Here is a 22,981-nt window from a genome sequence, read left to right on the forward strand (position 1 = left end):
TAGGTTTCGAATACCCCATCCTCCAAGGATTGAACATGATTAACCTCGATGCCCAGCGCTCCAGTGCTCTCCCACTCTCCACGATCAGCGTAGAACCCAAAAAGACCACGGATGAAGTTGCACAGGCGCCTGCGAACAAATCGTCTACCGGTACGCAGGTCGAGGGGGTGAAAGTATCGCTGTCCGGGGTCGGACTTCAAAAATCGGCGAATGACCGCGCCGCCAATGCCAACAAGGACATTGAAGAAAGCGGGTTGCCCGATCAGGTGCAGAAGATCCTGAAAATGATTCGGGAGCTGAAGCAGAAAATCGCAGAAAAGCAGTCAGAAATGCAGGCGCTCATGGCCGATCAAAGTATGTCCCCGGAAGCCAAGCAGGTAAAAGTCGGCGCGTTGCAAGCGACGCTTTCGACTCTCACCGCCAGCCTGATGACAGCGAGCGCCTCCCTGGACAAACTGAGCAAGAATGGGACCCTGTCGGCTGCCCAGGCCCAACAGGTCGTCAAGCTGGCCATGAAAAGCTGAACCCGCTTCCCCGCCCGCGCCTCGACACCTGCCATTGCCGATATTGGCTAGGTCGCAAAACCTCGGCCAAGTAGGGTTGCCTCAGCTCATTCATACGGGCTGAGGATATGAAAAATGAAAAGACTTGAAGGAAAAGTGGCGCTGATTTCCGGCGCCGCGTCAGGCATTGGCGCGGCCAGTGCCATTCGATTTGCAGAAGAAGGCGCCGGAATCGTCATTTGCGACATCGACGAAACAAAGGCCGGAGCAGTGCTGGAAACGATTCGGGCCTTAGGAGGCAAAGTACTGTTCTGTCGTCTCGACGTTCGGGATGAAAATCAGTGGGCCGCTGCTTTCATGGCAGCACTGGCGCAGTTCGGGAGCGTCGATATCGTCATGAACAGCGCTGGCATAGCCGTAGCTGGCGATGTAGAGACCATGAGTTTCGATGATTGGAACAAGGAGCTTTCAGTCAACCTTCACGGGACCTTCCTTGGTATGAAACAGGCATTCAAGCACTTACGGGAAAAAGGCGGATCGATCATCAACCTGTCTTCCATCGAAGGTATCGTGGGTCATCCTGGATACGTGGCCTACTGTGCCGGAAAAGGGGCCATTCGCAACCTCACCAAATCGGCGGCACTGCATGCCGGACGCAAGGGTTACCGAATCCGAGTCAACAGCATTCATCCTGGATACATCACCACGCCTATGGTAGGCAACGACCCCGTCGAACTGGAACGATTGCGCAGGCTGCACCCCATCGGCTTTCTGGGAGAAGCAATCGACATCGCAAACATGGCCCTTTTCCTCGCATCAGACGAGTCGCGCTTTGCGACTGGCGCAGAATTTGTGATCGATGGCGGATTTCTCGCTCAATGAGCAGACAGCATCCTCAGAGCTTTCCTTCGTAGTACTGGGCCATGTGATCAACAAATACGCGGACTTTAAGCGGTAGATTCCGGGCATGGGGGTACAACGCATAGTAGTGCCTCATCCCCAGGGTGTATTCCGGCAGAATCCGCATCAACCTTCCCTTCAGCAGATCGTCTCGTACCGTCGCCAGGGTAAACGCCGCGATGCCCCCGCCCGACAACGCGCACGCGTGCAAGGCGGTGATGGTGTCCGTGTGGAAGGCACTGTCGCAATCCAGCGTCATTGACTGCCCTCCCTCGCTAACCAACGACCACCGGGTAGCCGCCCCATACGTCAGTAGCCGGTGCTCATTGAGCTCAACGACGCTGCGCGCAAGACCGTACTTGGAGACATAACCCGGTGCCGCCACCAACACCTGCGGTGACACGCTGAGCAAGCGGGCGACGAGGCTGCTGTCGGCCAACGGCCCGCAGATCCGCAACGCCACGTCGAAGCCATCGGCCACCAGGTCGACAAGGGGATCGGAGCAGGACAGGTCGACCCGAATGTCCGGATAGCGTTGCTGGAAGGTCGGCAACCAATGAGCCAACTCCAACGTACCGGTGACCAGCGGCACGCTGATTCGCAGCAGGCCGGAGGGACGCTCCTGTTCCAGGGTGACGGCGCGGGAGGCGGCCTCGACGCGGTCCAGGATATCCACGCAAGCCGCGTAGTACTTTTCGCCGGCCGCGGTCAGGCTCATGCGCCGGGTATTGCGATTGAGCAGACGCACGCCCAAGGCACTTTCCAATTGCTGCAAATGTCGCGACACCGAGGAATGAGTGGTGTCCAGCCGCTCCGCTGCGGCTGAAAACCCCTGGGACTCCACAATGCAACGGAACACGCCCATGGCGAGCATCTGATTCATATCGACTCAGCGTATCGGTAAATTGATGATCTGCTCGGTGGTCATGACATCACCGAAGGTATCCTCGACTTCAGCCAGCGCGGCCTTGTGCAAGGCGTCCTTGTCGATCGCCTCACCGTTGACCCGGGTAACCGCGCGAGTCGCCGATGCGTCGGAGGCGACCAGTACGTTGTAGCCCAAAGGCGCCGCATCCCGGGCGGCACCCGCCACGCACGCATGGGTCATGAGGCCGGAAATGATCAGGTTTTCGATACCGGCGCGCTTCAGACGCTTGTCCAGGTCGGTACTGCCGAAGACGCTGACGGTGGTTTTCTGCAACACCACATCCTGGGCCCTGGGCTGCATGTCCGGGTGGAACTTCACGGTTTCGCCGTCCTTCGCGAACACTGCAGAACCTGCGGGAGCGACGTGCTGGACATGGAAAACCGGCATCTTGTGGTCATCGGCAAAGGCAATCAGCCTACGGGTATTGGCCAGCGCAGCAGCGCCATCAGGAATCGGCATCTTACCGGTGAAGTATTCGTTCTGAAAATCGATCACCAGTAACGCGGTTTTACCGGCAGGCAACTGGCTGGCCGGCGTTGCGCCGGACATGGCCCGGATGGTTGGGTGGTTTTCCGCGAGTGCACCGCTGCTGGCGACGATGCCGGAAAATGCACAGGCGGCGAGGAAACGGCGGGGGAATCGTTGCATGGGAGCTTCCTTCCTGGTTGTTGAGGGAAGGAATGCTAGAAAGAGGTCCGGTGCTTGAACACAGTGGGGACGACACAGGACCTGTTCGGGATTTGCACAAATAAGGCATTTGCCGGTGGGCAGCATTTACCGTATTCATACTGGTGATGAACTGACCTGGCTTTCAGCGGAGCGGACCTGAACGAATGGTCGACGCTGACTCTTTTTACGAATCGGCACTGAAAGCGGGCGGCCCTTCACGGTCGCCCCACTTCGTTAGGACGCCAGAACCTGCGCATGCAATCGGCGCCCGATCACATCCAGCAAGTCACAACCGTCGCGCAATGGGATCGCCAGTAACTGGGCGAAATCGTGCAGGACCACGGCGTCAGTGCTGATGTCGGAACGCATTGCGAGGTTTTCCAGCAGTTGCGTGACGGCGGCGATGCGATAGGCGGCAGTGTCGTGGAGCACGTCCAGGGGTGCTTCCGTGTCGATCAGGAGGGCGTGGTAGTTGTTTTCGATACCGGTGATGGGCATGTAGCGAGACATGATTGTTTACTCCTGCGAGATGGCTGGTAGATGGCGCGTTGGGGATTGAGATGCCACTGGCGACGAGATCGAATCCGACTGACGGTTCGATTGATTTGCAGGAGATGGAACTGAACATCTTGGTTGAGGTTGAACGCATACATCTTTCGAAGCGTTGGATGTGATTTTCATCGATTGACCTCCTGGATTTGAAAAGTCACTACCACCATCACTTCCACATGATGGTGGTGGTAGCTGTACGCGGGTGTGGAAGACCGTATCCAGGAACCGGCGCACCCGAAGGTGCCCCGCGTACAGCCGCCATAATCTAACAGCAGACATAAGAAAAGTGCCTGCTTTTAAATTTAACGACGCTACGCGTCTGGAGTTATGAGGGCTTCCACACCCTGCCGCTGAATGTGCAGCGGCAGAGCAAACTTAGCGTGCGGGATGATTCGCGGGTAGTCGGCGGGGAGCGATGCGGATTGCGGGAAATTTCCGATAGGAGTGTCCATAAATACCCTGGAGGCGTGGGAAATCACAACGACTTACCCTGATACGAATTGGCTCTCAAATCCGTAGGTGAAAACAAAAATTTCGTCGTATGGTTTGAGCGCAGCCATCCTTCGCGGCAAGCAATGAACAGCGCCAGTACCTGGAGGGTTGAGCCATGAAAGAAGAATACGATTTCAGCAAAGCCAAGCGTGGCCCGGTTGCGAGCAGCAAAGGCAAAACACGCATCACCATCATGCTGGATGACGACGTGATCAAGGCTGCTCGCGAATGTGCCGAAAATGCCGGCGCTGGGTATCAAACCGTTATTAATAATCTATTGCGTCAGGCCCTGATATCTCAGACTGCCCACAATTTGGCGCCAGTAGCTCAAAAGCGGACCCGAATAGACAAACCCTACGCAAACGGCGTTACCCGAGCCGACGTGAAAGGCTTGGAAAAACAGTTGGCCGCTATGGCTGAAGAATTACATAAGATGATGGATTCGCCCAAGCCCGGCAAGGCCAAGGCATCGGTATAAGCTGAAAATTCCCGTCACTCAAACGCAAAGCACAGCCCCGGCCCAGGGGTCTCAGCCATTGCCACCCAAAACGATCCGCTTCCCGACCTTCTCCCCCACCTCCAACGCCTGCCCATCCCGTTGCTTACCTTGCCGTGCCTGTCCCACCAGCCGGGGAATCAACTCCCCCTCCGGCAAGTGCTGCCAGAACCGCCCCGGCATGTGCTGTCGCAGCGCTTGAGGATTGACCCTCGCCGGGTTGAAGGTGTGTCGATAGTAAGTACGCCATAATTCGGCGTCCGGGTCTTCAGCGTGGCGCGCCCATTGCCGCCAGGGCTCAGGACATTGGCGCTGATAATCCAGGGCCTGGCCATCGAAGCGGATGCCATCGCGAGGCGTCGCTATCAGCCAGCGTTGTCGGCCCAGCCGCTCGGCAAAATGGCCGCTCGCGCTTTCGAGGATGTCATGGGCCGGCTCGTGAAAGGCCACGAGGTCCAGTTGCAACTGCTCGGCAAGCGCCTGCGGCAAGGGTATGAAGCGCACAAACGCATGGAGGTGATGGGCCTCGCGGCTGACTTGTTTGATCCGTCGCTGCAATTCGCTGCCCAGGCGATCACCGGCGAGCATCGCCGTGCGATCGCCATGGGCGACACGCCAGAGCACTTCGTACAACAAGCTCCAGCGTTGTTCGCCCTGGTAACGGCCGGCCTGCTCGAGCTGGGTCAACAAGGCCGCCGGCACTCGTGTGGAGAACGGACCCGGGCCTGACGGCAGCGGCGTCGGCATGGCCAGCAAATCGGCCATGGGGCCTTGGGTCCAGGTCACCTCAGCGGGGTCGATGCCGTGGCCGAGCAGTTTGCGGGCCTGGTCGCGCCATATCAGGAAATCATCCTGGCAATCCAGCGCAATCATCCCCACAACCCCATTTGCATCGGCCCTTGGGGCTCACGCAAGCGCGCCCGCAGCAGGCCGCTGCGCATCTGAGCGTCGGCGGGCCGGTAGTCGCTGGTGACGATGAACGGTCGCGCCTTTTCCAGCACGCAACGCAACTGCACCAGATCGTCGTAGCGGACCCGTCGTTCCCGGCGCAGCGCCACCAGGCGTTGCACGCTGCGCAAGCCAATTCCCGGAATACGCGCCAGCAACGCGGGTTCGGCACGGTTGACGTCGAGGGGGAACACTTCACGGTTCGCCAGCGCCCAGGCCAGTTTGGGGTCGATGTCCAGGTCCAGGTTGCCGGCGCCCCCCAGGATTTCACCCGCCTTGTAGCCGTAGCCGCGCATGAGGAAGTCAGCCTGGTACAGCCTGTGCTCGCGCAACAACGGCGGCGCCGCCAATGGCACGCTGGCGGGGCTGTCGGGAATCGGGCTGAAAGCCGAGTAGTAGACCCGCCGCAGGCCATACCCCTGGTAGAGCGATTCGGCATTCTGCAGGATCGCATGATCGTCCGTGGCATCGGCCCCGACGATCACCTGGGTGCTCTGCCCGGCCGGGGCGAAGCGAGGCGCGCGTGCTTCTCCGGCCACCGCTTGCTGGCCCTGATGGATGGTGCCCATGGCCTGGCGGATCGTGACCAGCTGCTTCTCCGGCGCCAGGCGCTTGAGACTGGCCTCGCTGGGTAATTCGATGTTCACGCTCAGGCGATCGGCCAGCCGCCCGGCCTCCTCGATCAGCAACGGATCGGCATCGGGAATGGTCTTGAGGTGGATATAGCCCCGAAACTGATGCACCTCCCGCAACAGACGCGCCACGCGTACCAGTTGCTCCATGGTGTAGTCGGCCGACCGAATGATGCCGGAACTCAGGAACAGCCCGCTGATGCAATTGCGACGATAGAAATCCAGCGTCAGGCGCACCACCTCCTCCGGCGTAAAGCGCGCCCTCGGCACGTTGCTGGAGCGGCGGTTGACGCAGTACTGGCAGTCATAGAGGCAGAAATTGGTCAGCAGCACCTTGAGCAGCGAGACGCAGCGCCCATCCGGCGTGTAGCTATGGCAAATGCCCATGCCGTCCGTGGCCCCCAACCCGTCACGACCGCGAGAGCTGCGCTTGGGTGCACCACTGCTGGCGCAGGAGGCGTCATACTTGGCAGCGTCGGCGAGAATGCCGAGCTTGGCGATCAGTTGCATGGGAGGGCTCTCGATACTGGTTATGCATACAGTATTTGGAGAAGCAGGGCGATGCAAGCGCCATTGGTCATCGGTGGGTTATAATCCATTCACCCACGCGATTTGAGGTCCAGCCCCATGGGCACTATCAGCCTTGAAACCAAGAAGGCCTACGCGGCCAGGACACGTCGGTCCAACTATGCGGCCAGCCTGCGCCTGGAAGGCTTCAAAGTGACCTTTTCCGATGGCGAATGCAAAATGCCGACCCGTGAAGAAGTCTTGAAGACCTTCACCAAGACCAGAACCTGATGCCCGACAAATATGGGGTCGGTGAAGACGCCTATTGCTACCCGGGCTCCACTGTCCTTCGCAACAAACTCGATATCCGCGACGAACCCACCTTGAGCGAAGCCGAACAACAACTCACGGCCATCGCGGCGGACCACGTCGAATTCAACCCTCCCCCTTACGACCTGGCCTACCTCCAGAACATCCACCGGCAACTCTTCTCGGATTTGTACGAGTGGGCCGGAGAACTGCGCACCGTCGGGATGGCCAAGCAAGACACACGCTTCTGCCAGCCGCAGTTCATGGAAAAAGAAGCCGGGAAAATTTTCAGCAACATGGCCGCCGCCCATTGGTTCGAAGGACTGTCCCGGGCGGACCTGATCGTTGCCGTGGCCGATGCCTATTCCGATATCAACGTCGTCCACCCCTTTCGCGAAGGCAATGGACGTGCCCAACGCATTCTCTTCGAACATCTCATCATGAATGCCGGGTTTGAAATCAGTTGGTGGGGCATCGAAAAGGAAGAGTGGATCTTTGCAAACATTGCAGCTTACAACTGCACTCTTGGCCCCATGGTGCAGGTGTTCGAGAAGTGCATTGGTCAGGCGATTCAAGCCAGTGCAGCTGATGCCGCCCCATGAACTGATCGCACTATCATCGACTCGCTCAACCCCTGCCCCCTTCGAAACCGCACCGATTTATTTCATCTTGCGGGTAGGTCAGCGATAAACTCGACAGCCATTGCATGCCTCGACGCTGCAGATCATTCTCAAGGACTCCAGTATGACTCTCTTGCCGTCACGCTCCCTCTTCTTTGTCTCCAGCCTCATGGCCAGCACTTTGTGCTTCGCCGAAGCTGAACCGGCCGATGGCAGCCTCATCAAGGACTCGACCAAAGCCGCCGTTTCATCGTTCATCACGGCTGGGAAGAACCTGTTGGGCGGTGTGAGCGAAGGTGTACTCGATGGCCGCGAATCAGCCCAGGGCACCGATGGCGCAGCGATCATTTCCTCCGGCGAACAAATGAAAGAGCGCATTGGCGTCGAGGTGCTGAAACTGGAGCCCAGCGATGACAACCTTACAGTCACTCTCGGTTTCAAGAACAGTACCGACACGCAACTGCGCCTGATCAACCTCAGGCAGACGGGTGTCTTGCTGGCTATCGACCAGGCAGGTTATGCCAACAGCCTCAAGGCAATGGAAAACCCGGATGAAGTCACTGTTCCACCCAAGGCCGCCGTGCGGCAGAAGTTCATCTTCGATGGGCAGAACGAGCCCATCAGTTCTGTACGGGTGTGGGGCCAGGACTATCAATTGAAAAAATAGTGTTATCGGGCCAGAAGAGCGAGCAAGCTGCTTCCTCTTCTCCCTTCTCCACATGAAATGCCGACGATGAACACGATCAGAACGTTCTCCCCCAATGGAAAAGGCCGGGACTTTGTCGTAGGTGATGTCCATGGACACTTCAAACTTCTGAAGTCGCTTTTGGTTAACGCCAATTTCAATGCTGAACGGGATCGTGTTTTCTCGGTTGGCGACCTGATCGATCGCGGCCCGGACTCCCTGGACGTGATGAACTGGCTCACGGAGCCCTGGTTTCACGCGGTCCGAGGCAATCATGAACAGATGCTCATCGACTGTGTGTCCGGACAGGGCGACATTGCCAGGCACACCCGAAACGGCGGGGCCTGGCTCTATGAACTGGCAGCCAAGACCCAGCATGAACTGTCCAATGTCCTCCAGGGACTTCCGCTGATCATTGAAGTTGACCTGGTAGACGGAAGAAAAATGGGCATCGTGCACGCCGAAGCTCCGTTACTACACGACGATGGCGACTGGCAGACTGCCAAAGACGCCTTGTCCGGACATTTTGGAGAAGACAGCCGCCACCGCGCCCTGAAAACAGCGCTGTATGCCCGGGGGAAAATCGAACAGCAGAATAATGACCCCATCAGGGGAATAAGCCGGCTTTACGTCGGGCACTCAACCGTATCGAGCGTCACCTGCCTGGGTAATGTCGTCTACATCGACACCGGCTGTTCCTTTCACGATGGGGCATTGAGTCTTGTGGAACTCAATGCGGACACCACAACCTGCATAACAATGCGCCCATAGTCGAATACGGAAACGGGTACGACACTTCGCCTGCACGTGTCAGACCTTGAAACGCGCCACCAGGCGATTCAGTTCAATCGCCAGGTTCGCCATCTCACCGCAAGCGCCGGCGGTCTGAGTAGCGCCCGCCGCGCTCTGGATCGACAGCTCGCGGATGCTGGTCAGGTTTTGGTCGGCCTCGCGAGCCACCTGCGCCTGCTCTTCGGAGGCGGTGGCGATCAGCAGGTTGCGTTCATTGATACGGGTAATCGTCTCGGCGATCTGCTTGAGCGACTGGTCGGCGTTCTGCGCCACCGAAATTGAGCTGCTGGCCATCTGGGCGCTGACGTTCATGGCGCCCACTGCCTGGGTCGAGTCGGCCTGAATCGCGCTGATCATCTGTTCGATTTCCTGGGTCGACTGCTGGGTGCGGTGTGCCAGAGCCCGGACTTCATCGGCCACCACGGCAAAGCCGCGACCTTGCTCGCCGGCGCGGGCGGCCTCAATGGCCGCGTTCAGCGCCAGCAGATTGGTCTGCTCGGCAATCGCACGAATCACCTCGACCACCTTGCTGATGTCCTGGGCCCTGCTGGACAAGGCCTTGACCTGATCTCCAGTGCTGGCCACGTTGCCGGCCAGGCTTTCGATGGCTTTGAGGGTCTGCGCCACATTCTCGATCCCCGAGCGGGTGAACTCCATGGATTCGCGGGAAGATTGGGCGGCGGCTTCGGCATTACGTGCCACCTCATCCACCGCGGCGCTCATTTCGGTCACGGCGGTGGCGGCCTGATTGACCTCATCGTTCTGCCGCACCAATCCGCGGCTGGCGTCTTCGGTCACTGCGGTCATTTCTTCAGAGGCCGATGCCAGTTGGGTGGAGGAGTCAGCGATGCGAGCAATGGTTTCCCGCAGATTGCTCTGCATTTTCGCCAGGGCGGCCAGCAGACGCCCGGCTTCATCGCGGCCACTGACCGAGACCTCCCGGGACAGGTCGCTGCCGGCGATGCGCTCGGCCACGGACAGGGCATCGTTGATGGGCGTGGTGATGCTTCGAGTCAGCACCGCAGCCAGCACCACGGTAAGGACCACGGTCATCACCAGTAGGCCAATCACCAGCGTTACGCCATGGCTATAAGTCGAGGCAGCCTCCAGGCCGGCACGCTTGGCACCCTCGTCGTTAAAGTCCGAGAGCTTGGTCATCTTGTCCTGCAGGGTATTGGTCATCGGGCTGATGCGAGCATTGATCAGGGTAATGGCAGCAGCGTTGTCACCACTTCGCAGCAACGGTTCCAGCTCGTCCAACAGCTTGAAATACTGCTGCACGTCGGTGGACACCGCCTGGTAGAGCTCACGCTCTGTCGGTCCGGTAATCAAGGGTTCGTAACGATTGAGGGCCTCCTGCAACGTGCTGCGGTAGCCGCTCAACGAAGCGATGCGGGTTTGGCGCTGTTGTTCGTCGACGGTCACCGTGATACGGATGCTTTCAAGACGCAGGCGCAAGATGCCAGTCTGCATCTTGGCTGTCTGACGGATACTCGCCATCCAGTTGGTTTCGACATCCTGCTCCGAGTCTCGCAGCTTACCCATCTGCAACAGGGCGATGATGCCCAGGGCAAAGACCACCATAACAATAAGCGAGAAGAAGGCGGCAGACCTCGGGGCGAGGTTCATGGTCCTGACATTCATGTTTTGTCTCTCTTGGAAAGGGTCGGCATAGCGCTGCCGTTATTCCGAGATATCGACCGAGATGTCTGGCGCTGCAAATCAGCCGACAAATGGGCTAGCGCGGTCTTTGGCAGGACATCGGCGATGGGCGTCCCGCTTCATTCAGCGGTAGAGTGTGTGGACGTGAGAGTTGCGCGATCTTGCAGCTTCAGACCTTGCTGAGCGCTTTCCTGATAAACCGCGGCTCTCCGCCTTTCTGTCCAGATATCCGATGTCTCTATACCCAGCTCCCCCGAAGACCCTGTCTCGCCGTTTCAGCGTTGCCCCGGTGATGGACTGGACAAAGGCTCTCAGTTACTCCCAGCAGTTTGGAGGTATCAGCGGCCCGGCATCGTCTGATGTAGCAAATTTGTAGCATCAACCTTGGGTAGAGATATCCTAGTGCCTACCTTGCTAACTCCACAATTCGCTGCACACCATCAATAGCACAGTGCTAGCATCATCGTTTAATCAGGGAGCCAGATGATGCGTACACTCACGTTTTTTAACCATAAGGGTGGCGTCGGTAAAACCACTCTCACCGTCAACGTGGCCGAGGCCCTTGCTGACCAGGGGCTCAGCGTCCTAATGGTCGATGCGGATCCCCAATGTAATTTGACGGCGTTCTATCTCGACGAAAAAAAGCTCGACATGCTTCTGGGAGAGTCGGACGACGTAAATGGCGGCACGCTATGGTCAGCCATCAAACCAGTCGTGGATGGTAAAGGCGGCATCAAACCCGTCGATGCTTATAAAATCAGAGATGGGCTTTACCTCTGCCCAGGCGACGTACTTTTGGCCGACTACGAGGAAGAACTGCCTTCTGCATGGACAGGATCTTTCGCTCGCAAAGGTCGCGACTATGACGTGATGTGCGCACTCTCGACCGCCGCGAGAGAGATGGGAGAGCGCTACGAAGTCGACCTAGTCATTTATGACATCGGGCCAAACGTCGGCCCCCTCAACAGAGCAGTACTGCTTGACTCCGACTTCTTTTGCACCCCTGTAGCCGCAGACCTGTTTTCGCTTCGGGCTCTGTCTACTGTTGGCCGTGCCTTAGCACGATGGATCACGGATTGGAAAACGGTCAGAGGCCTAGCCTCTGACGAGGCCAGAGATCAGTTGCTGCTTGGCTCTCCTACCTATCTGGGTTATGTAACCTCAGCTTATAAAGTCTCGTCCGGAAGAATTTCCACTCGGCCACATGATTACTGGGAGAGTAAAATTTCTCCTCGAGTAAAAAACAGGGTAGTGGATGTATTACGAGCTGTAGATCCCGCCACTGCTCCTTTTCCGTCCAACAAACTGGCAGCTATTAAAGATTTCCATAGCCTGGCTCCTCAAGCTCAGGAGTACGGCTTGGCAATCGGCAAGCTTAAAGGAAAGGTGAACTCTGGCTATAACGCACAGGTTGCCGAGGCCGCTGCTGAATTCACCGGACTCGCAACTGTCATTAGGAAACGAATGGGCTTGTGATGAAGGCCACTGTCTAGCAGCGCCCTAGACACAATAGGTGATGGGCAACCCTCTCGGGCCGCCCATCTGGCCATCAGAACAGATTCATCTGACCGGGACATGAACGCCAGTGCTGGCAGACGCTTTCCCATCGACCATGTCGATAACGGAAATAGCGGCGCACATAAACGCTCTTCGTAGCTGAGTAAGCCATGACAGACTCCTCCCCTTGAAGGGTTGGAGGGTTTTCGCTTGCCCTGATCCCGTACCGCGACTACACTCCCGACGTCTGTCCAAAGACATCTGTGTAGGGATCAGGGTGGTTAGGTAGACCCTCATTCACCTCACCAAGAGCCTGGGAGTGTTAGTAGCACTTCCCGGGCTTTTTCTTCGCTTGCGATATTCCCCGAGTTAGTCTTGGAGAAGGCACAGCAAAGTCAGCATCTGACCAAGAAGCACCATGCTTCATGACCGTAGTCCCATGCGTCGAGTACGCGCTGCGAGTTTTTCACTCGGCGATAGCGGCAGCAGACCCAACGGAACCCTTTTGGTGCTGGTTTATTAGGCATCGTTCATAGTCACCTCCTTAGCAGAAGGAAATTTTTTCTTGCCATCTGCTAGGAAATGACTAACATTGCCGTCGCAGCCAAAGTGCAAGGGTAAGCCCCTCCCCCAAAGCTTACCGATGTGACCGAAGAGCCAACTTCAATCACGTCAAAATCCTCATTCCAAATTTGTTCAGCTTTCTGTTCTGTACTATCGCAGCTTGGGAACTGACACCAAAGCGCCCGACTACTTCATCAATGCTTCTGCATTGGAGCATCAGTGAGCGGGGCATCAGAAGATCTCCCGCAAACGTATTGGCTTGCCATTCGCTATCCCGAAAAGAAGCTAAACGGCCATGCTCCTGCCGATGGAAAACAATCGGCACTGTCCTATGCATAATGTAATGACCGAGCTCATGAGCCGCTGTAAATCGATCCCTCCCCTGCCCCCTGAACAAGCCATCATAGACGTCCTCTCGGAGCCTGATCACATTCTCGGCAGGGATCGTCAAACCATGGTTCGCGCCCATCTCACCCTTGAGACCCACCTCTAAGGCAAAGCCTGGAAAAAGCCTCGGCATAGCGAGCTCAAGGAAATGGATCAGAGGGAAATCATCCGTCTTAATCTGCATATCTCGCCGAATAACTTCAGCAATTTCAGCAATTTGAGCTCCGCTTAGCGGAGGCACCTCACAACGCGGCCCACTCATAAGCCCTACCTCTTCATTTTTTTGCTCTCGTCAACACAGCCAAAATCTGGTCCAGCTCTGTTGTTTTCATTTCTTCGAATTGTCTCGAAAATGCCATAGCAACCTCCTGATGCCTTTGTGTCATTCCATGAAAAGGGACTTCTACCTGTCCGCGTGTCCGAATTGCAGCCTCGTTAAGCTCTTCATATTCCTTTGAACCAGGCGAGAACCCTAAATACTTGGCGATTTTCTGCACGAAATCATCGCTAAAGGTTTTTTTACCTGTTTCTACGGTGGACAAATATGCAGGGCTGACTTCAAGCCCAAGGGCCATATCCTTGAGCAGAAGGTTTCTATCTATTCTTACCTTCCTCAAAAATTTACCGATTTCTGTCAACATACCTACCTCCGACGAGATGGTGATTCTCCATCTCCAGTTTCAGATTAACATAAAAGGTTAATCCGTCAAACGATTTACTAAAATATCATTACATACGACACCGTCTTCCATCCCTAGGTCACGCTTTTTCCGTGATGCTCGACGAATGGCGCATGAGACGAAAGCTACATTAGCTTCAAACTGGTCGCGTGAGCATGCAGCATGCTGTGGCTAGCAAGTTAACTTAAAATTCAAAAACTGTACGTATAACCAGTATATATTCGCAGAGCGTTGCTGCTATCACCTGAGCAAGGAATAAAAGGGACACCCATTAGCCGGTCTCAAGTCAAGGTTAAAAGCCTCCGCCCCCTGCGGTTTTTAACTGCAGGGATTGCTCTTTAACTCAACCTGATCGGTTGAACCCGCCGACCCCGTTTCCTCTTTATTGGCTACGACCGAGTCGTGCCTGACACCCATGTGGATCAAGCGGTAGCGATACAGCGAGCACCGCCCTGGCAGTCAACTGCCCCAGAGAAACGTTGGAGCCGCCAATGTGGCCAAAACGTGTCACAGAACTGTGGCTCGTGCAAAAACACGTCCAGTCTCAGCGGGCTCACATGGCGGACGACCCGGTTACAACACACTCAGGCGGTGACAGCCGGTCGCCACTCAGATTTCATGGTTCACGCCCAGTCCCTTTTTGGTTGATCGGCCATCACCTTAACCCGCCCCTTCAGGCGAAACAGCGCTTGGCATCAAATGGCTGTTTCTCCTTCAGGATGTGATAACTCGCCCGCGCCAGTTTGTGCGCCAGCGCTTTGGTGGCGACCACGGCATTGGTCTTGGCTTTCTTTTTCTCGAAAAAACGTTTGGCCTCTTCACTGAAACGCCGAGCAAAATTCGCCGCTTCGATAAAGGCCCAAATCAAGTAAGCGTTGCCGTTCTTGGTATTGCCTTCGCCCTTTTTCTTACTATTAGAGTAATGCGCACTCTGTACGCAACGGGCATAGGAGGCGAAGTTGCCCACGTCGGCAGAGCGCTCGATATCGCCGGTTTACAGCATGATAACCGTGGCCAGCACTTCGCCGATTCCAGGCATCGTTTTTAACAAGCAGAACTCCGGCCGCAGGCGAGCTTCATGCAGTAAGCGGTCCTCAAGGATATCAATCTGAGCCTGCATCGCCTGGATGATCGCGACATTGGCTTTCATCGCCAGAGCGATATCCGTGGTCAGGCTAAGCCTGTCCACGGATGTCGCTGACAGTCCTTTGACTTCATTGCAGCTCAACCCGTGGCCAAACTGGCGCGCCATGATGTTCTCCACCGCAAGAATGTGCTGCGTCCTACTGCGGACCAACTGAATACGTTTACGTGCCAAATCGCGCAGCGCCCGTTCTTGCGGCGGATGGATATAGCCGTCGGCGATATCCCGAGTCGCAATAAATGCGCCAGGAACGCCGCATCATCCTTATCGTCAGAATGCTTTAAACCGTCGTAGCGTTGCATCACCACGGGGTTGGCCAGCTTTACTTCGAAGCCTGCCGCCTTGAGACCATCGACCAGCCAATACCAGTTGTAGGTCGACTCGACCACGACACCGAGCAATTCGGCACGATGCGGTTCGAGCAGCGGGAGGATTTTTGTCAGCTCATTAGGACAGCGCCGACTGAGCAGGACCCGGTCCGTTTCGTCGGTAACCACTACAACGCTGTTGTTTGAATGCAGGTCTATACCACAGAATTTCATCACGGCCTCCTCACAGCAAAAGTCTAAGTTCGCACCTTGAATTTTGCGCCACCTCCGTGAGGTGGGGAGGCCGGCTAGATGATTCTCAGATTTATTTAACCTCGACCCCATACCTACACGGACTCACCAACAAGCGAAGCCCTAGACACTCAACTCCCATCCAAACCTCGCCGACCTCTTTCCTGATAAACTGCGGCCTTCCGCCTTTCCGTCCAGATCCCCGATGCCTCTATACCCAGCTCCCCCGCAGACCTTGTCTCGCCGCTTCAGCGTTGCGCCGATGATGGATTGGACAGACGCCCACTGCCGCTACTTCCTGCGCATCCTCTCCAAAAACGCGCTCCTCTACACCGAAATGGTCACCACCGGCGCCCTGCTCAACGGCGACCATGAGCGTTTCCTGCGTCATCACGAAACCGAACATCCCCTGGCGCTCCAGTTGGGCGGCAGTGTCCCGGCGGATCTGGCCGCCTGCGCGAAGATGGCCCAGGAGCATGGCTACGACGAGGTCAACCTCAATGTCGGTTGTCCAAGCGATCGGGTGCAGAACAACATGATCGGTGCGTGCCTGATGGGGCATCCGGGGTTGGTGGCCGATTGTGTGAAGGCGATGCGTGATGCGGTGTCGATCCCGGTGACGGTCAAGCATCGGATCGGGATCAACGGGCGGGACAGCTATGAGCAGCTGTGTGAGTTCGTTGGCACGGTGCGCGAGGCCGGTTGCACGAGTTTTACCGTGCATGCGCGGATCGCGATCCTGGAGGGGCTGTCGCCAAAGGAGAATCGTGATATCCCGCCCCTGCGCTATGACGTGGTGGCGCGGTTGAAGGCGGATTTTCCGGAGCTGGAAATCGTGCTCAACGGCGGGATCAAGACGCTTGAGGCGTGCCATGAGCATCTGCAGACCTTCGACGGCGTGATGCTGGGGCGCGAGGCGTACCATAACCCCTATCTGCTGGCCGAGGTCGATCAACAGCTGTTCGGCAGCACCGCGCCGGTCATCACCCGGGCCGAGGCGCTGGCACAGTTGCGACCCTATATTGCCAATCACCTGGCCGCTGGTGGGGCGATGCACCATATCACCCGCCACGTGCTGGGCCTGGGTACAGGCTTTCCAGGGGCGCGACGCTTTCGGCAACTGTTGTCGGTAGATATCCATAAGAGCAAGGATCCGTTGGCGCTGCTGGATCAGGCCGCTGGGTTGCTGGAAGGGCGCTGACGGTCATTTGGGTTGAACCTGCACGCGGTTTTGGCATCGTATCTACCGGTACCTGCCCCGCCCTTTCAAACAGCCGTTTTCAGGTTGTTGCCACCGGGGCCATTGATCCCCGCACACGCCCTTGAGTGGCCGCCGGCCCTCGGGTAATGTCAACAGACCCATAGGACAGAGCACGCTCATGACTTCCAAGCTGGAACAACTCAAGCAATTCACCACCGTCGTGGCCGACACTGGCGACTTCGAAGCCATTGCCCGCGTCAAACCGGTAGATGCCACCACCAACCCTTCCCTGCTGCTGAAGGCCTCGGCGATGCAAGGCTATGCAGAGCTGTTGAACGCCTGCGTGGCGGACTGCAAGGGTGATGTGGGCCTGGCCAGCGACCGCTTCGGTGTGGCGGTCGGGGGAGAGATCCTGAAGGTGATTCCAGGGCGCATTTCCACCGAAGTGGATGCGCGCCTGTCGTTCGACACCGATGCCATGCTGAAACGTGCCCATCGCCTGGTCGAACTGTACGACAAGGCCGGCATTGGCCGTGATCGCGTGCTGATCAAGATCGCTTCGACCTGGGAAGGCATCCGCGCCGCCGAGCAACTGGAGCGTGAAGGCATCCAGTGCAACCTGACCCTGCTGTTCTCCTTCGCCCAGGCCGCGGCCTGTGCCGACGCCGGGGTGTTCCTGATTTCGCCGTTCGTGGGACGTATCTACGACTGGTACAAGAAAGCCAATGGCAACGACTACACCGGTGCCGATGATCCAGGCGTCCAGTCGGTGACACGCATCTACAACTACTACAAGGCCAATGACTACAAGACCGTGGTCATGGGCGCCAGCTTCCGCAACCTCAACCAGATCGAACAACTGGCCGGTTGCGACCGCTTGACCGTCAGCCCGGAACTGCTGGAAAAACTGGCCGCCGACGAAGGCAAGCTGGAGCGCAAGCTGGCACCAGGCCAAGCCGGTGAAGCGCGCTTGAGCCTCAATGAAGCGCAGTTCCGCTGGTTGTCCAACGAGGACGCCATGGCTACCGAAAAGCTGGCAGAAGGTATCCGTCAGTTTGCCCGGGACCAGGAGAAGCTCGAGGCGTTGCTGCAAGCCAAGCTCTGAGCTGATTCACAGGCATGCAAAAGGGGGCGAACCTTGATGGGTTCGCCCCCTTTTCATGTTGGAATGGCTTGGCTTCGCACTGAGGGATTGGACGACAGAACAGACGTCATCGCGAGCAGGCTCGCTCCCACAAGTTTCGCGTAACCCTCATCAACTGAGTACAGCCCAATCCCTGTGGGAGCGAGCCTGCTCGCGATGGGACCCCTGGATCAGGGACGTTCCAGCGCGTTCACCAGGTCATGGAACGCTTCACGATTGGATTCGTTCAGCCCCATGAGGATCTTGTGGGCTTCGAGCACCTTGATCCGCACGTCTTCCTCGGACTGGTCCTGGTCAGGCAGGTCATCCAGGCACTCAGGGCACGGCACCGGGTCGCTCACGATGTTGAACACCTGATCGAAACCCATCGATTGCAGCAGACGGGTGATGTCGTTATGGGTGGTGACGACGGTGGGCAGCAAGCCGACCTTCTGCCGCGACAGGATCGACAGTTTGGCCAGCAGGCCAAGTGTGGTGCTGTCGATACTGCGGGTTTCGGTCAGGTCGATCACGATGGCGCTGAAATTCAGCGCGGTGAAGATCCGCTCAATAGTCGCATCCAGCGCCGAACACAGCGTCAGGCGCACTTCACCGACAAACTTCAGGACAAATGTGCCGTCCTGCTCGGCGAACTGGATTCTACCAGTACTCATCAAAGGTTCCTGCTCAACACTAACAGGGCGATATCATCCGGCATCTCCCCTAGCGTGGCTAATCCAAACACTTGGCGCAAGCCTTCCAGGCTGCCGCCCGCTGCGCTCACCCGTTCAGGCAAGGCCGCTTCTTTCTCTTTGAGTGTAGGCTCTGTCAAAAGATCCAGAATGCCATCAGACATCAGCGTCAAGCTGAATACCGGCGGCAATTCCAGCACGTGGTCTTCGTAGGTTGCCTCATTGAACAGGCCCACCGGCAAACCACGCCCTTCCAGATACCGAACACTGTCTGGCGTATACAACACAGGCAACGGCAGGTGACCGCCGATGCTATAGGTCAGCAAGCCCGTCTCCTCGTCGATGACTCCACCGACCATCGTGACGTGCTTACCCAGCTTACAACTGATCAGGCCCCGGTTGATATGCCCCAGGACCTCAGACGGCTTGAACTCTGGCAGCGTGCCGTTGCGCTTGGACTCGAACAGCAGCCGCGTGGTCATGAACTTCAGCAGCACCGTGACGAAAGCCGACGAAGCACCATGGCCGGAAACATCCGCCAGGTAGAACGCCACCCGTCGCTCATCGACCCGGAAATAGTCCACGAAATCCCCCGACAGGTACAACGACGGGATGATCTGGTGGGCAAACCGGAAATCGTCGACGGCCCAGGGGCTGACCGGCAACATGTTCATCTGCACCTGGCGCCCGGCGTTCTGGTCTTCCTGCAACAGGTTGAGGCTGGCTTCCAGCTCACGGTTGGCGGTTTCCAGCTTTTCCCGATAACGCTGGTTTTCTACCAACAGCCGCGAACGGTCCAGGGCTCGGCGCACCGAGTGCTCGAGCACTGCCAGGTCTTCGAGAGGTTTGATCAGGTAATCCGCCGCGCCCAGGCGCAATGCCTCGACCGCGTCATTCATCACGCCGGCGCCCGACACCACGATGACCGGTGTCTGCGACGAAATTCCGGTGACCTGGCGAATGAGCTCAAGTCCGCCCATCTGCGGCATGCGCAGGTCGCAGATGACCAGGTCGGGCTTGTCTTGCTCGAATACCTGAAGACCCTGTTGGCCGTTGCTGGCCTGCAGGACGCTGAAACCACTGTCTTCCAAGTAGGCTGCGAGACTGGCTCGCACCACTTCGTCATCATCGATTATCAGCAGCGTGGCACTGGTTTTTGGCATGTGGGCAAACGGCGCCAGAATTAGGTTGGCGTAGTCGGCTGGGCCATCTGGCCTTGCACGCACTACTGGATTCGCTTTCTAGCCTCTCTGTCGTACCGGCTTCAGGCCTTTGCCCTACACACGATTACATCAGAGGTGCCCTTCTAAGGCGCAGACGGTACTCCCATCCGCGGGGCGTTTCAAGCTCATGCGAATAGCCGCTTGCCGTCTTTATTTGTCAAAGTACAGAGAGTTATAAGAACCGAGCGAAGCGTAACTCAATGGAAGGACAAATCGGCCGGACAACGCGCAAAAGCGCGGAAGGCGGCCTCCAGGGCCGCCTTCCGTTTGTCTCTGGATCGAATCAGAAATCGTCTTCGACCTGGCCATCCTTGACCTTGAACTCGCGGTTCTGCAGGTAGGCATTACGGATGAACACGTACTTGTCGCCGCTCACCAGTTTCTCGGCCGACAACAGGCTGGCGCGGGTATCGACGACGTTCAGACCGAAGATGGAGTTACGCACCGACACATTGTCGATGTAGGGATAGGGCGTGGTGTAGTTATCGACAAGCTTGGCCGGCGCATCGCGCAGCGTGCTTGGCCCCAGCAACGGCAGCATCACGTAGGGGCCGCTGCCCACGCCCCAATAGCCGAGGGTCTGGCCGAAATCTTCATCGCTACGTTGCAGTCCCATCTTGGTGCCGACATCGAAGAAGCCCAGCAAGCCGAACGTGGTGTTGAAGATCAACCGGGCCGTGTCGACCCCGGCGGAGGCCGGCTTGGCCTGCAACAGGTCGTTAGCCAGGTTGCCCACATCGCCGATGTTACGGAACATGTTATGGATGCCGTCTTCAAGGAACTGCGGCGTCACATACTGATAACCCTGGGCCAGTGGCTTGAGCGCGTAGGTATCAACGGTGTCGTTGAAGGTGAAGATAGGACGGTTGATGCTTTCCCATGGATCTTCTTCCGTAGCGGCCTGAGCGGCGAACGGCACCAGCAACACACTGGCGGAAAGAAACAACTGAGCTAGGCGATGGCTCCAGCGCATAGGGAAAACTCCTTGGTTCATTCAGGCAAGGGCGCCGAGCCCAGGCGGTAAGATGGTGGGTAGTATAAGGTGGAAAGCGCCGATAGGCAGCATGGAAAAGAAGCTGCTCGTAGGACATTTCCACGACCCGACCCTTTCATTTCTCTGTCACTGGACTGTCATTGAAGCACGCTAGGCTCGGCTTATTTCAAGGATGACCCCAATGCCCCGCGCCGAAGCCCTGCCCCTCCCCGCTCCCAGCCTCACCGCCGTACTGTTTGGCCTCAGCGGATGTCTGGTGGACTTCGGGGCACGCACTCGCCAACCAGGGACAACGCCGGCCGAACATGCGCAACCGACACCCGGCGCCCTCGAAAGCCTGCGGCACCTGCAACTGCAAGAAATTCCCTGCGCCTGGCTCGATGAACTGCCGCCAGCCGTCAGTCATGGCCTGGCGGCGTCGTTACCGGCGTGGATCAAATCACCGCAACTTCCTGCAACAAATAATCCGTGGCCGGCCCCTCATGCCTGCTGGCAGGCATTGATGACGCTGAACGTCCAGCAATTGGACGGAAGTGTATTGGTCAGCGGCGAACCTCGTTTGCTGCAGTCAGGGCTCAACGCCGGTTTGTGGACCATCGGATTGGCCTCCTGCGGCTCGCTGTGTGGCCTGACACCCAGCGAATGGCAAGCCCTGAGCCAACAGCAGCGGGAAATCAGGCGCGCCAAGGCCACGGTAGCGCTGTTCAGTCTGGGGGTGCATTCGGTCATCGATCATCTGGGCGAACTGGATACCTGCCTGGCAGACATCGGCCAGCGTCGGCTCAAGGGCGAGAAGCCCTGACCGGGATCATGCAGGGAACGTGAGGGTGGATTACTCTTAGGGCAAGCCATGGACTTTTGACGCACTGCCGCGGTCCATGGCTGTGCTTATCAATTATGGGAGTTAATGCCAATGGCGCGCCTCGAACTGCAAGAACAACTCAATGCCCTGCGCGAGCAATTGGACCAGAACCCGCCCCTGTCCGAACCTGAGCGCGAAAACCTGCAACAACTGATGGATCAGATCGAAGCCGAAATCCAGCTGGAGAACACCCTTCAGGACACCAACCTGGTGGATGGCGTGAACCTGGCCGTGGAACGCTTCGAAGTCAGCCACCCGGCCGTTGCAGGGACTTTGCGCAACATCATGCTGACGCTGGGCAACATGGGGATCTGAAACACCGGACAAAGAAAGCCCCGCTCCATCGATGGCGGGGCTTTTTTATACTGCAACCTGAGATGCCATCTTTGTGGGAACGAGCCTGCTCGCGAAGACGGCAGCACATCCGACCTCAATGCTGTCTGATCCATCGCTATCGCGAGCAGGCTCGCTCCCACAGGGGATCACCTCTGCCAGGTGGTTACTGACGAACCAGCCGCAGGTTCGGCAGTTGCACGCTTTCAGTGCTGCGATAGGGGTTGATGTCCAGCCCACCACGCCGGACATACCGCGCATACACCGTCAATTTCTCCGGCTTGAGCAAGCGCTGCAAGTCGAGAAAGATCCGCTCCACACATTGCTCATGGAAATCCGAATGCTGGCGGAAGCTGACGATGTAGGCCAGCAGGCTGGCAGGATCGAGCGCTGCGCTGCGGTACTCCACGACAACGCTGCCCCAGTCCGGCTGACTGGTCACCGGGCAGTTCGATTTGAGCAAGTGGCTGTGCAGGCTTTCTTCGACGATGCGCGACTCATCGCATCGCAGCAGCTCCGGACGGGGGTGCGCGTAGGAATCGACGCTGATATCCAGGTCGTCGATGCAAACGCCGGGCAGCGCCACGACGCCTTCACGCTCCACGTCCTTGAGGCTGCGAACCCGCACCTGCACCGGTTTCCCCGCCGCCGCCGAGAGGTCCTGGCGCAGGGTCGCTTCCAGGCTCGCGGTATCGGCGAACGGGGTCTGATTCAGCGAGTTGAGGTACAGCTTGAACGACTTGGACTCAATGATGTTCGGTGAGTCCGCCGGAATCGCGAACTCACCGATCGCCACCACCGGCTTGCCGGACGGTAAAAGCCACGACAGCTCGAAACAGTTCCAGAAATCCACGCCCTTGTACGGCAGGGTGTCGGCCGTCAGGCCCAGCTCCGCCCATTTTGCGGTACGCGGAATCGGGAACAGCAGTGACGGCGTGTACGTGGCGATGTATTCGCTGGATTTGCCCAGCGGCGAATGTTCGGCTGCGGGATGCATGACGGAAACCTGACTGAAGAATCAGCGGA

Annotated in this window: 27 protein-coding genes and 1 pseudogene; 12 read left to right on the top strand and 16 right to left on the bottom strand. The window is 57.6% G+C overall.

All coding sequences use genetic code 11. The features are described from left to right. Positions 1 to 35 precede the first annotated feature (35 nt). Both ACODTO_RS10730 and ACODTO_RS10735 read left to right on the top strand, forming a co-directional pair. A complete protein-coding gene (locus tag ACODTO_RS10730; protein ID WP_241802040.1) occupies positions 36 to 524 on the top strand; it encodes a hypothetical protein in 489 nt (162 codons plus the stop codon). A 114-nt stretch (positions 525 to 638) separates the two neighbouring features. After that, the gene (locus ACODTO_RS10735; protein WP_175363627.1) at positions 639 to 1,385 is read left to right on the top strand and encodes an SDR family oxidoreductase; all 747 of its coding nucleotides are present in this window, start codon (positions 639 to 641) and stop codon (positions 1,383 to 1,385) included. 13 nt (positions 1,386 to 1,398) lie between these two features. On the opposite strand, the gene ACODTO_RS10740 is transcribed toward ACODTO_RS10735, so the two are convergent. The 3 genes from ACODTO_RS10740 to ACODTO_RS10750 all read right to left on the bottom strand — a co-directional run bounded on the left by ACODTO_RS10740 (position 1,399) and on the right by ACODTO_RS10750 (position 3,510). Further along, complete coding sequence (locus ACODTO_RS10740; RefSeq protein WP_175363626.1) at positions 1,399 to 2,286, bottom strand: LysR family transcriptional regulator; 888 nt, start codon at positions 2,284 to 2,286, stop codon at positions 1,399 to 1,401. Between the two features lie 6 nt (positions 2,287 to 2,292). After that, a complete protein-coding gene (locus ACODTO_RS10745) occupies positions 2,293 to 2,979 on the bottom strand; it encodes a cysteine hydrolase family protein (RefSeq protein ID WP_489106404.1) in 687 nt (228 codons plus the stop codon). Between the two features lie 255 nt (positions 2,980 to 3,234). Beyond that, the gene (locus ACODTO_RS10750) at positions 3,235 to 3,510 is read right to left on the bottom strand and encodes a hypothetical protein (protein ID WP_024778274.1); all 276 of its coding nucleotides are present in this window, start codon (positions 3,508 to 3,510) and stop codon (positions 3,235 to 3,237) included. Between the two features lie 649 nt (positions 3,511 to 4,159). Here ACODTO_RS10750 and ACODTO_RS10755 point away from each other — a divergent pair. Continuing rightward, a complete protein-coding gene (locus ACODTO_RS10755; RefSeq protein WP_489106405.1) occupies positions 4,160 to 4,522 on the top strand; it encodes a BrnA antitoxin family protein in 363 nt (120 codons plus the stop codon). A 51-nt stretch (positions 4,523 to 4,573) separates the two neighbouring features. Here ACODTO_RS10755 and ACODTO_RS10760 read toward each other — a convergent pair whose 3' ends face one another. Then, a complete protein-coding gene (locus ACODTO_RS10760; RefSeq protein ID WP_489106406.1) occupies positions 4,574 to 5,419 on the bottom strand; it encodes a TIGR03915 family putative DNA repair protein in 846 nt (281 codons plus the stop codon). Further along, on the bottom strand, positions 5,410 to 6,630 hold the full coding sequence (locus ACODTO_RS10765; protein ID WP_489106407.1) for a putative DNA modification/repair radical SAM protein: 1,221 nt from the start codon (positions 6,628 to 6,630) through the stop codon (positions 5,410 to 5,412). Before ACODTO_RS10765 ends, ACODTO_RS10760 begins: the two co-directional genes overlap by 10 nt. Positions 6,631 to 6,747: 117 nt before the next feature. Here ACODTO_RS10765 and ACODTO_RS10770 point away from each other — a divergent pair, with 117 nt between their 5' ends. The 4 genes from ACODTO_RS10770 to ACODTO_RS10785 all read left to right on the top strand — a co-directional run bounded on the left by ACODTO_RS10770 (position 6,748) and on the right by ACODTO_RS10785 (position 9,012). Next, positions 6,748 to 6,918 carry a YhfG family protein gene (locus tag ACODTO_RS10770; protein WP_122319437.1) on the top strand — a complete coding sequence of 57 codons (171 nt, stop codon included), beginning with the start codon at positions 6,748 to 6,750 and terminating at the stop codon, positions 6,916 to 6,918. Beyond that, a complete protein-coding gene (locus tag ACODTO_RS10775; protein WP_055135398.1) occupies positions 6,918 to 7,538 on the top strand; it encodes a putative adenosine monophosphate-protein transferase Fic in 621 nt (206 codons plus the stop codon). The genes ACODTO_RS10770 and ACODTO_RS10775 overlap by 1 nt, the downstream gene beginning before the upstream one ends. 142 nt (positions 7,539 to 7,680) lie before the next feature. Further along, on the top strand, positions 7,681 to 8,223 hold the full coding sequence (locus ACODTO_RS10780) for a hypothetical protein (RefSeq protein WP_139648757.1): 543 nt from the start codon (positions 7,681 to 7,683) through the stop codon (positions 8,221 to 8,223). Between the two features lie 66 nt (positions 8,224 to 8,289). Next, a complete protein-coding gene (locus tag ACODTO_RS10785) occupies positions 8,290 to 9,012 on the top strand; it encodes a metallophosphoesterase (protein ID WP_139648759.1) in 723 nt (240 codons plus the stop codon). A gap of 39 nt (positions 9,013 to 9,051) precedes the next feature. On the opposite strand, the gene ACODTO_RS10790 is transcribed toward ACODTO_RS10785, so the two are convergent. Continuing rightward, positions 9,052 to 9,915: a methyl-accepting chemotaxis protein gene (locus tag ACODTO_RS10790; protein WP_373682520.1), complete on the bottom strand. Its 864-nt coding sequence runs from the start codon at positions 9,913 to 9,915 to the stop codon at positions 9,052 to 9,054. After that, positions 9,907 to 10,677 (bottom strand): annotated as a pseudogene (locus ACODTO_RS10795) (MCP four helix bundle domain-containing protein); the annotation flags it as partial. The gene ACODTO_RS10790 and the pseudogene ACODTO_RS10795, both read right to left, overlap by 9 nt. Before the next feature lie 501 nt (positions 10,678 to 11,178). Here ACODTO_RS10795 and ACODTO_RS10800 point away from each other — a divergent pair. Next, a complete protein-coding gene (locus ACODTO_RS10800) occupies positions 11,179 to 12,171 on the top strand; it encodes a ParA family protein (RefSeq protein WP_489106408.1) in 993 nt (330 codons plus the stop codon). A 688-nt stretch (positions 12,172 to 12,859) separates the two neighbouring features. Here the strand turns inward: ACODTO_RS10800 and ACODTO_RS10805 are convergent. The 5 genes from ACODTO_RS10805 to ACODTO_RS10825 all read right to left on the bottom strand — a co-directional run bounded on the left by ACODTO_RS10805 (position 12,860) and on the right by ACODTO_RS10825 (position 15,509). Further along, positions 12,860 to 13,405: an ImmA/IrrE family metallo-endopeptidase gene (locus ACODTO_RS10805; protein WP_489106409.1), complete on the bottom strand. Its 546-nt coding sequence runs from the start codon at positions 13,403 to 13,405 to the stop codon at positions 12,860 to 12,862. Positions 13,406 to 13,418: 13 nt separating this feature from the next. Beyond that, complete coding sequence (locus ACODTO_RS10810; RefSeq protein ID WP_489106410.1) at positions 13,419 to 13,784, bottom strand: helix-turn-helix domain-containing protein; 366 nt, start codon at positions 13,782 to 13,784, stop codon at positions 13,419 to 13,421. A gap of 712 nt (positions 13,785 to 14,496) precedes the next feature. Next, entirely contained in the window at positions 14,497 to 14,790 is a 294-nt protein-coding gene (locus ACODTO_RS10815; RefSeq protein ID WP_489106411.1) for a transposase, read from the bottom strand. A gap of 27 nt (positions 14,791 to 14,817) precedes the next feature. After that, positions 14,818 to 15,075 carry a hypothetical protein gene (locus tag ACODTO_RS10820; protein WP_489106412.1) on the bottom strand — a complete coding sequence of 86 codons (258 nt, stop codon included), beginning with the start codon at positions 15,073 to 15,075 and terminating at the stop codon, positions 14,818 to 14,820. Then, a complete protein-coding gene (locus ACODTO_RS10825) occupies positions 15,048 to 15,509 on the bottom strand; it encodes an IS110 family transposase (RefSeq protein WP_489106413.1) in 462 nt (153 codons plus the stop codon). Before ACODTO_RS10825 ends, ACODTO_RS10820 begins: the two co-directional genes overlap by 28 nt. 223 nt (positions 15,510 to 15,732) lie before the next feature. Here ACODTO_RS10825 and dusA point away from each other — a divergent pair, with 223 nt between their 5' ends. Then, positions 15,733 to 16,728 (top strand): tRNA dihydrouridine(20/20a) synthase DusA, encoded by a 996-nt coding sequence (dusA, locus tag ACODTO_RS10830; protein WP_489106414.1) that lies wholly within the window; start codon positions 15,733 to 15,735, stop codon positions 16,726 to 16,728. A 178-nt stretch (positions 16,729 to 16,906) separates the two neighbouring features. Then, positions 16,907 to 17,833, top strand: a complete 927-nt coding sequence (gene tal / locus ACODTO_RS10835; RefSeq protein WP_139648767.1) for a transaldolase — start codon at positions 16,907 to 16,909, stop codon at positions 17,831 to 17,833. 209 nt (positions 17,834 to 18,042) lie between these two features. Here the strand turns inward: tal and rssC are convergent, their stop codons facing one another. From rssC to ACODTO_RS10850, 3 genes are all read right to left on the bottom strand, one after another. After that, on the bottom strand, positions 18,043 to 18,525 hold the full coding sequence (rssC, locus tag ACODTO_RS10840) for an anti-sigma factor antagonist RssC (protein WP_139648769.1): 483 nt from the start codon (positions 18,523 to 18,525) through the stop codon (positions 18,043 to 18,045). Next, entirely contained in the window at positions 18,525 to 19,706 is a 1,182-nt protein-coding gene (rssB, locus tag ACODTO_RS10845) for a two-component system response regulator RssB (RefSeq protein ID WP_139648771.1), read from the bottom strand. The genes rssC and rssB overlap by 1 nt, the downstream gene beginning before the upstream one ends. 343 nt (positions 19,707 to 20,049) lie before the next feature. Further along, on the bottom strand, positions 20,050 to 20,739 hold the full coding sequence (locus ACODTO_RS10850; protein WP_139648773.1) for an MlaA family lipoprotein: 690 nt from the start codon (positions 20,737 to 20,739) through the stop codon (positions 20,050 to 20,052). Between the two features lie 202 nt (positions 20,740 to 20,941). Here ACODTO_RS10850 and pcrP point away from each other — a divergent pair, with 202 nt between their 5' ends. Further along, entirely contained in the window at positions 20,942 to 21,562 is a 621-nt protein-coding gene (gene pcrP, locus ACODTO_RS10855) for an HAD superfamily inactivated hydrolase PcrP (RefSeq protein ID WP_489106415.1), read from the top strand. Between the two features lie 111 nt (positions 21,563 to 21,673). Continuing rightward, complete coding sequence (locus ACODTO_RS10860; RefSeq protein WP_489106416.1) at positions 21,674 to 21,937, top strand: DUF4404 family protein; 264 nt, start codon at positions 21,674 to 21,676, stop codon at positions 21,935 to 21,937. A 184-nt stretch (positions 21,938 to 22,121) separates the two neighbouring features. Here the strand turns inward: ACODTO_RS10860 and queF are convergent, their stop codons facing one another. Beyond that, complete coding sequence (gene queF, locus ACODTO_RS10865) at positions 22,122 to 22,952, bottom strand: NADPH-dependent 7-cyano-7-deazaguanine reductase QueF (protein WP_489106417.1); 831 nt, start codon at positions 22,950 to 22,952, stop codon at positions 22,122 to 22,124. Between the last annotated feature and the right edge of the window lie 29 nt (positions 22,953 to 22,981).

The organism is Pseudomonas sp. FG13 (genome assembly GCF_057809755.1).

Excerpts from the sequence above, each read along its gene's own strand:
- ACODTO_RS10735 (WP_175363627.1), top strand. The coding sequence starts at position 639 with ATGAAAAGACTTGAAGGAAAAGTGGCGCTGATTTCCGGCGCCGCGTCA.
- ACODTO_RS10800 (WP_489106408.1), top strand. The coding sequence starts at position 11,179 with ATGATGCGTACACTCACGTTTTTTAACCATAAGGGTGGCGTCGGTAAA.
- queF (WP_489106417.1), bottom strand. The coding sequence starts at position 22,952 with ATGCATCCCGCAGCCGAACATTCGCCGCTGGGCAAATCCAGCGAATAC.
- ACODTO_RS10765 (WP_489106407.1), bottom strand. The coding sequence starts at position 6,630 with ATGCAACTGATCGCCAAGCTCGGCATTCTCGCCGACGCTGCCAAGTAT.
- pcrP (WP_489106415.1), top strand. The coding sequence starts at position 20,942 with ATGCCCCGCGCCGAAGCCCTGCCCCTCCCCGCTCCCAGCCTCACCGCC.
- ACODTO_RS10860 (WP_489106416.1), top strand. The coding sequence starts at position 21,674 with ATGGCGCGCCTCGAACTGCAAGAACAACTCAATGCCCTGCGCGAGCAA.
- ACODTO_RS10785 (WP_139648759.1), top strand. The coding sequence starts at position 8,290 with ATGAACACGATCAGAACGTTCTCCCCCAATGGAAAAGGCCGGGACTTT.
- ACODTO_RS10780 (WP_139648757.1), top strand. The coding sequence starts at position 7,681 with ATGACTCTCTTGCCGTCACGCTCCCTCTTCTTTGTCTCCAGCCTCATG.
- ACODTO_RS10820 (WP_489106412.1), bottom strand. The coding sequence starts at position 15,075 with ATGGCGCGCCAGTTTGGCCACGGGTTGAGCTGCAATGAAGTCAAAGGA.
- ACODTO_RS10755 (WP_489106405.1), top strand. The coding sequence starts at position 4,160 with ATGAAAGAAGAATACGATTTCAGCAAAGCCAAGCGTGGCCCGGTTGCG.
- ACODTO_RS10775 (WP_055135398.1), top strand. The coding sequence starts at position 6,918 with ATGCCCGACAAATATGGGGTCGGTGAAGACGCCTATTGCTACCCGGGC.
- ACODTO_RS10850 (WP_139648773.1), bottom strand. The coding sequence starts at position 20,739 with ATGCGCTGGAGCCATCGCCTAGCTCAGTTGTTTCTTTCCGCCAGTGTG.
- ACODTO_RS10790 (WP_373682520.1), bottom strand. The coding sequence starts at position 9,915 with ATGCAGAGCAATCTGCGGGAAACCATTGCTCGCATCGCTGACTCCTCC.
- ACODTO_RS10740 (WP_175363626.1), bottom strand. The coding sequence starts at position 2,286 with ATGAATCAGATGCTCGCCATGGGCGTGTTCCGTTGCATTGTGGAGTCC.
- ACODTO_RS10825 (WP_489106413.1), bottom strand. The coding sequence starts at position 15,509 with ATGAAATTCTGTGGTATAGACCTGCATTCAAACAACAGCGTTGTAGTG.
- ACODTO_RS10805 (WP_489106409.1), bottom strand. The coding sequence starts at position 13,405 with ATGAGTGGGCCGCGTTGTGAGGTGCCTCCGCTAAGCGGAGCTCAAATT.
- ACODTO_RS10730 (WP_241802040.1), top strand. The coding sequence starts at position 36 with ATGATTAACCTCGATGCCCAGCGCTCCAGTGCTCTCCCACTCTCCACG.
- ACODTO_RS10750 (WP_024778274.1), bottom strand. The coding sequence starts at position 3,510 with ATGTCTCGCTACATGCCCATCACCGGTATCGAAAACAACTACCACGCC.
- rssC (WP_139648769.1), bottom strand. The coding sequence starts at position 18,525 with ATGAGTACTGGTAGAATCCAGTTCGCCGAGCAGGACGGCACATTTGTC.
- rssB (WP_139648771.1), bottom strand. The coding sequence starts at position 19,706 with ATGCCAAAAACCAGTGCCACGCTGCTGATAATCGATGATGACGAAGTG.
- ACODTO_RS10810 (WP_489106410.1), bottom strand. The coding sequence starts at position 13,784 with ATGTTGACAGAAATCGGTAAATTTTTGAGGAAGGTAAGAATAGATAGA.
- ACODTO_RS10745 (WP_489106404.1), bottom strand. The coding sequence starts at position 2,979 with ATGCAACGATTCCCCCGCCGTTTCCTCGCCGCCTGTGCATTTTCCGGC.
- dusA (WP_489106414.1), top strand. The coding sequence starts at position 15,733 with ATGCCTCTATACCCAGCTCCCCCGCAGACCTTGTCTCGCCGCTTCAGC.
- tal (WP_139648767.1), top strand. The coding sequence starts at position 16,907 with ATGACTTCCAAGCTGGAACAACTCAAGCAATTCACCACCGTCGTGGCC.
- ACODTO_RS10770 (WP_122319437.1), top strand. The coding sequence starts at position 6,748 with ATGGGCACTATCAGCCTTGAAACCAAGAAGGCCTACGCGGCCAGGACA.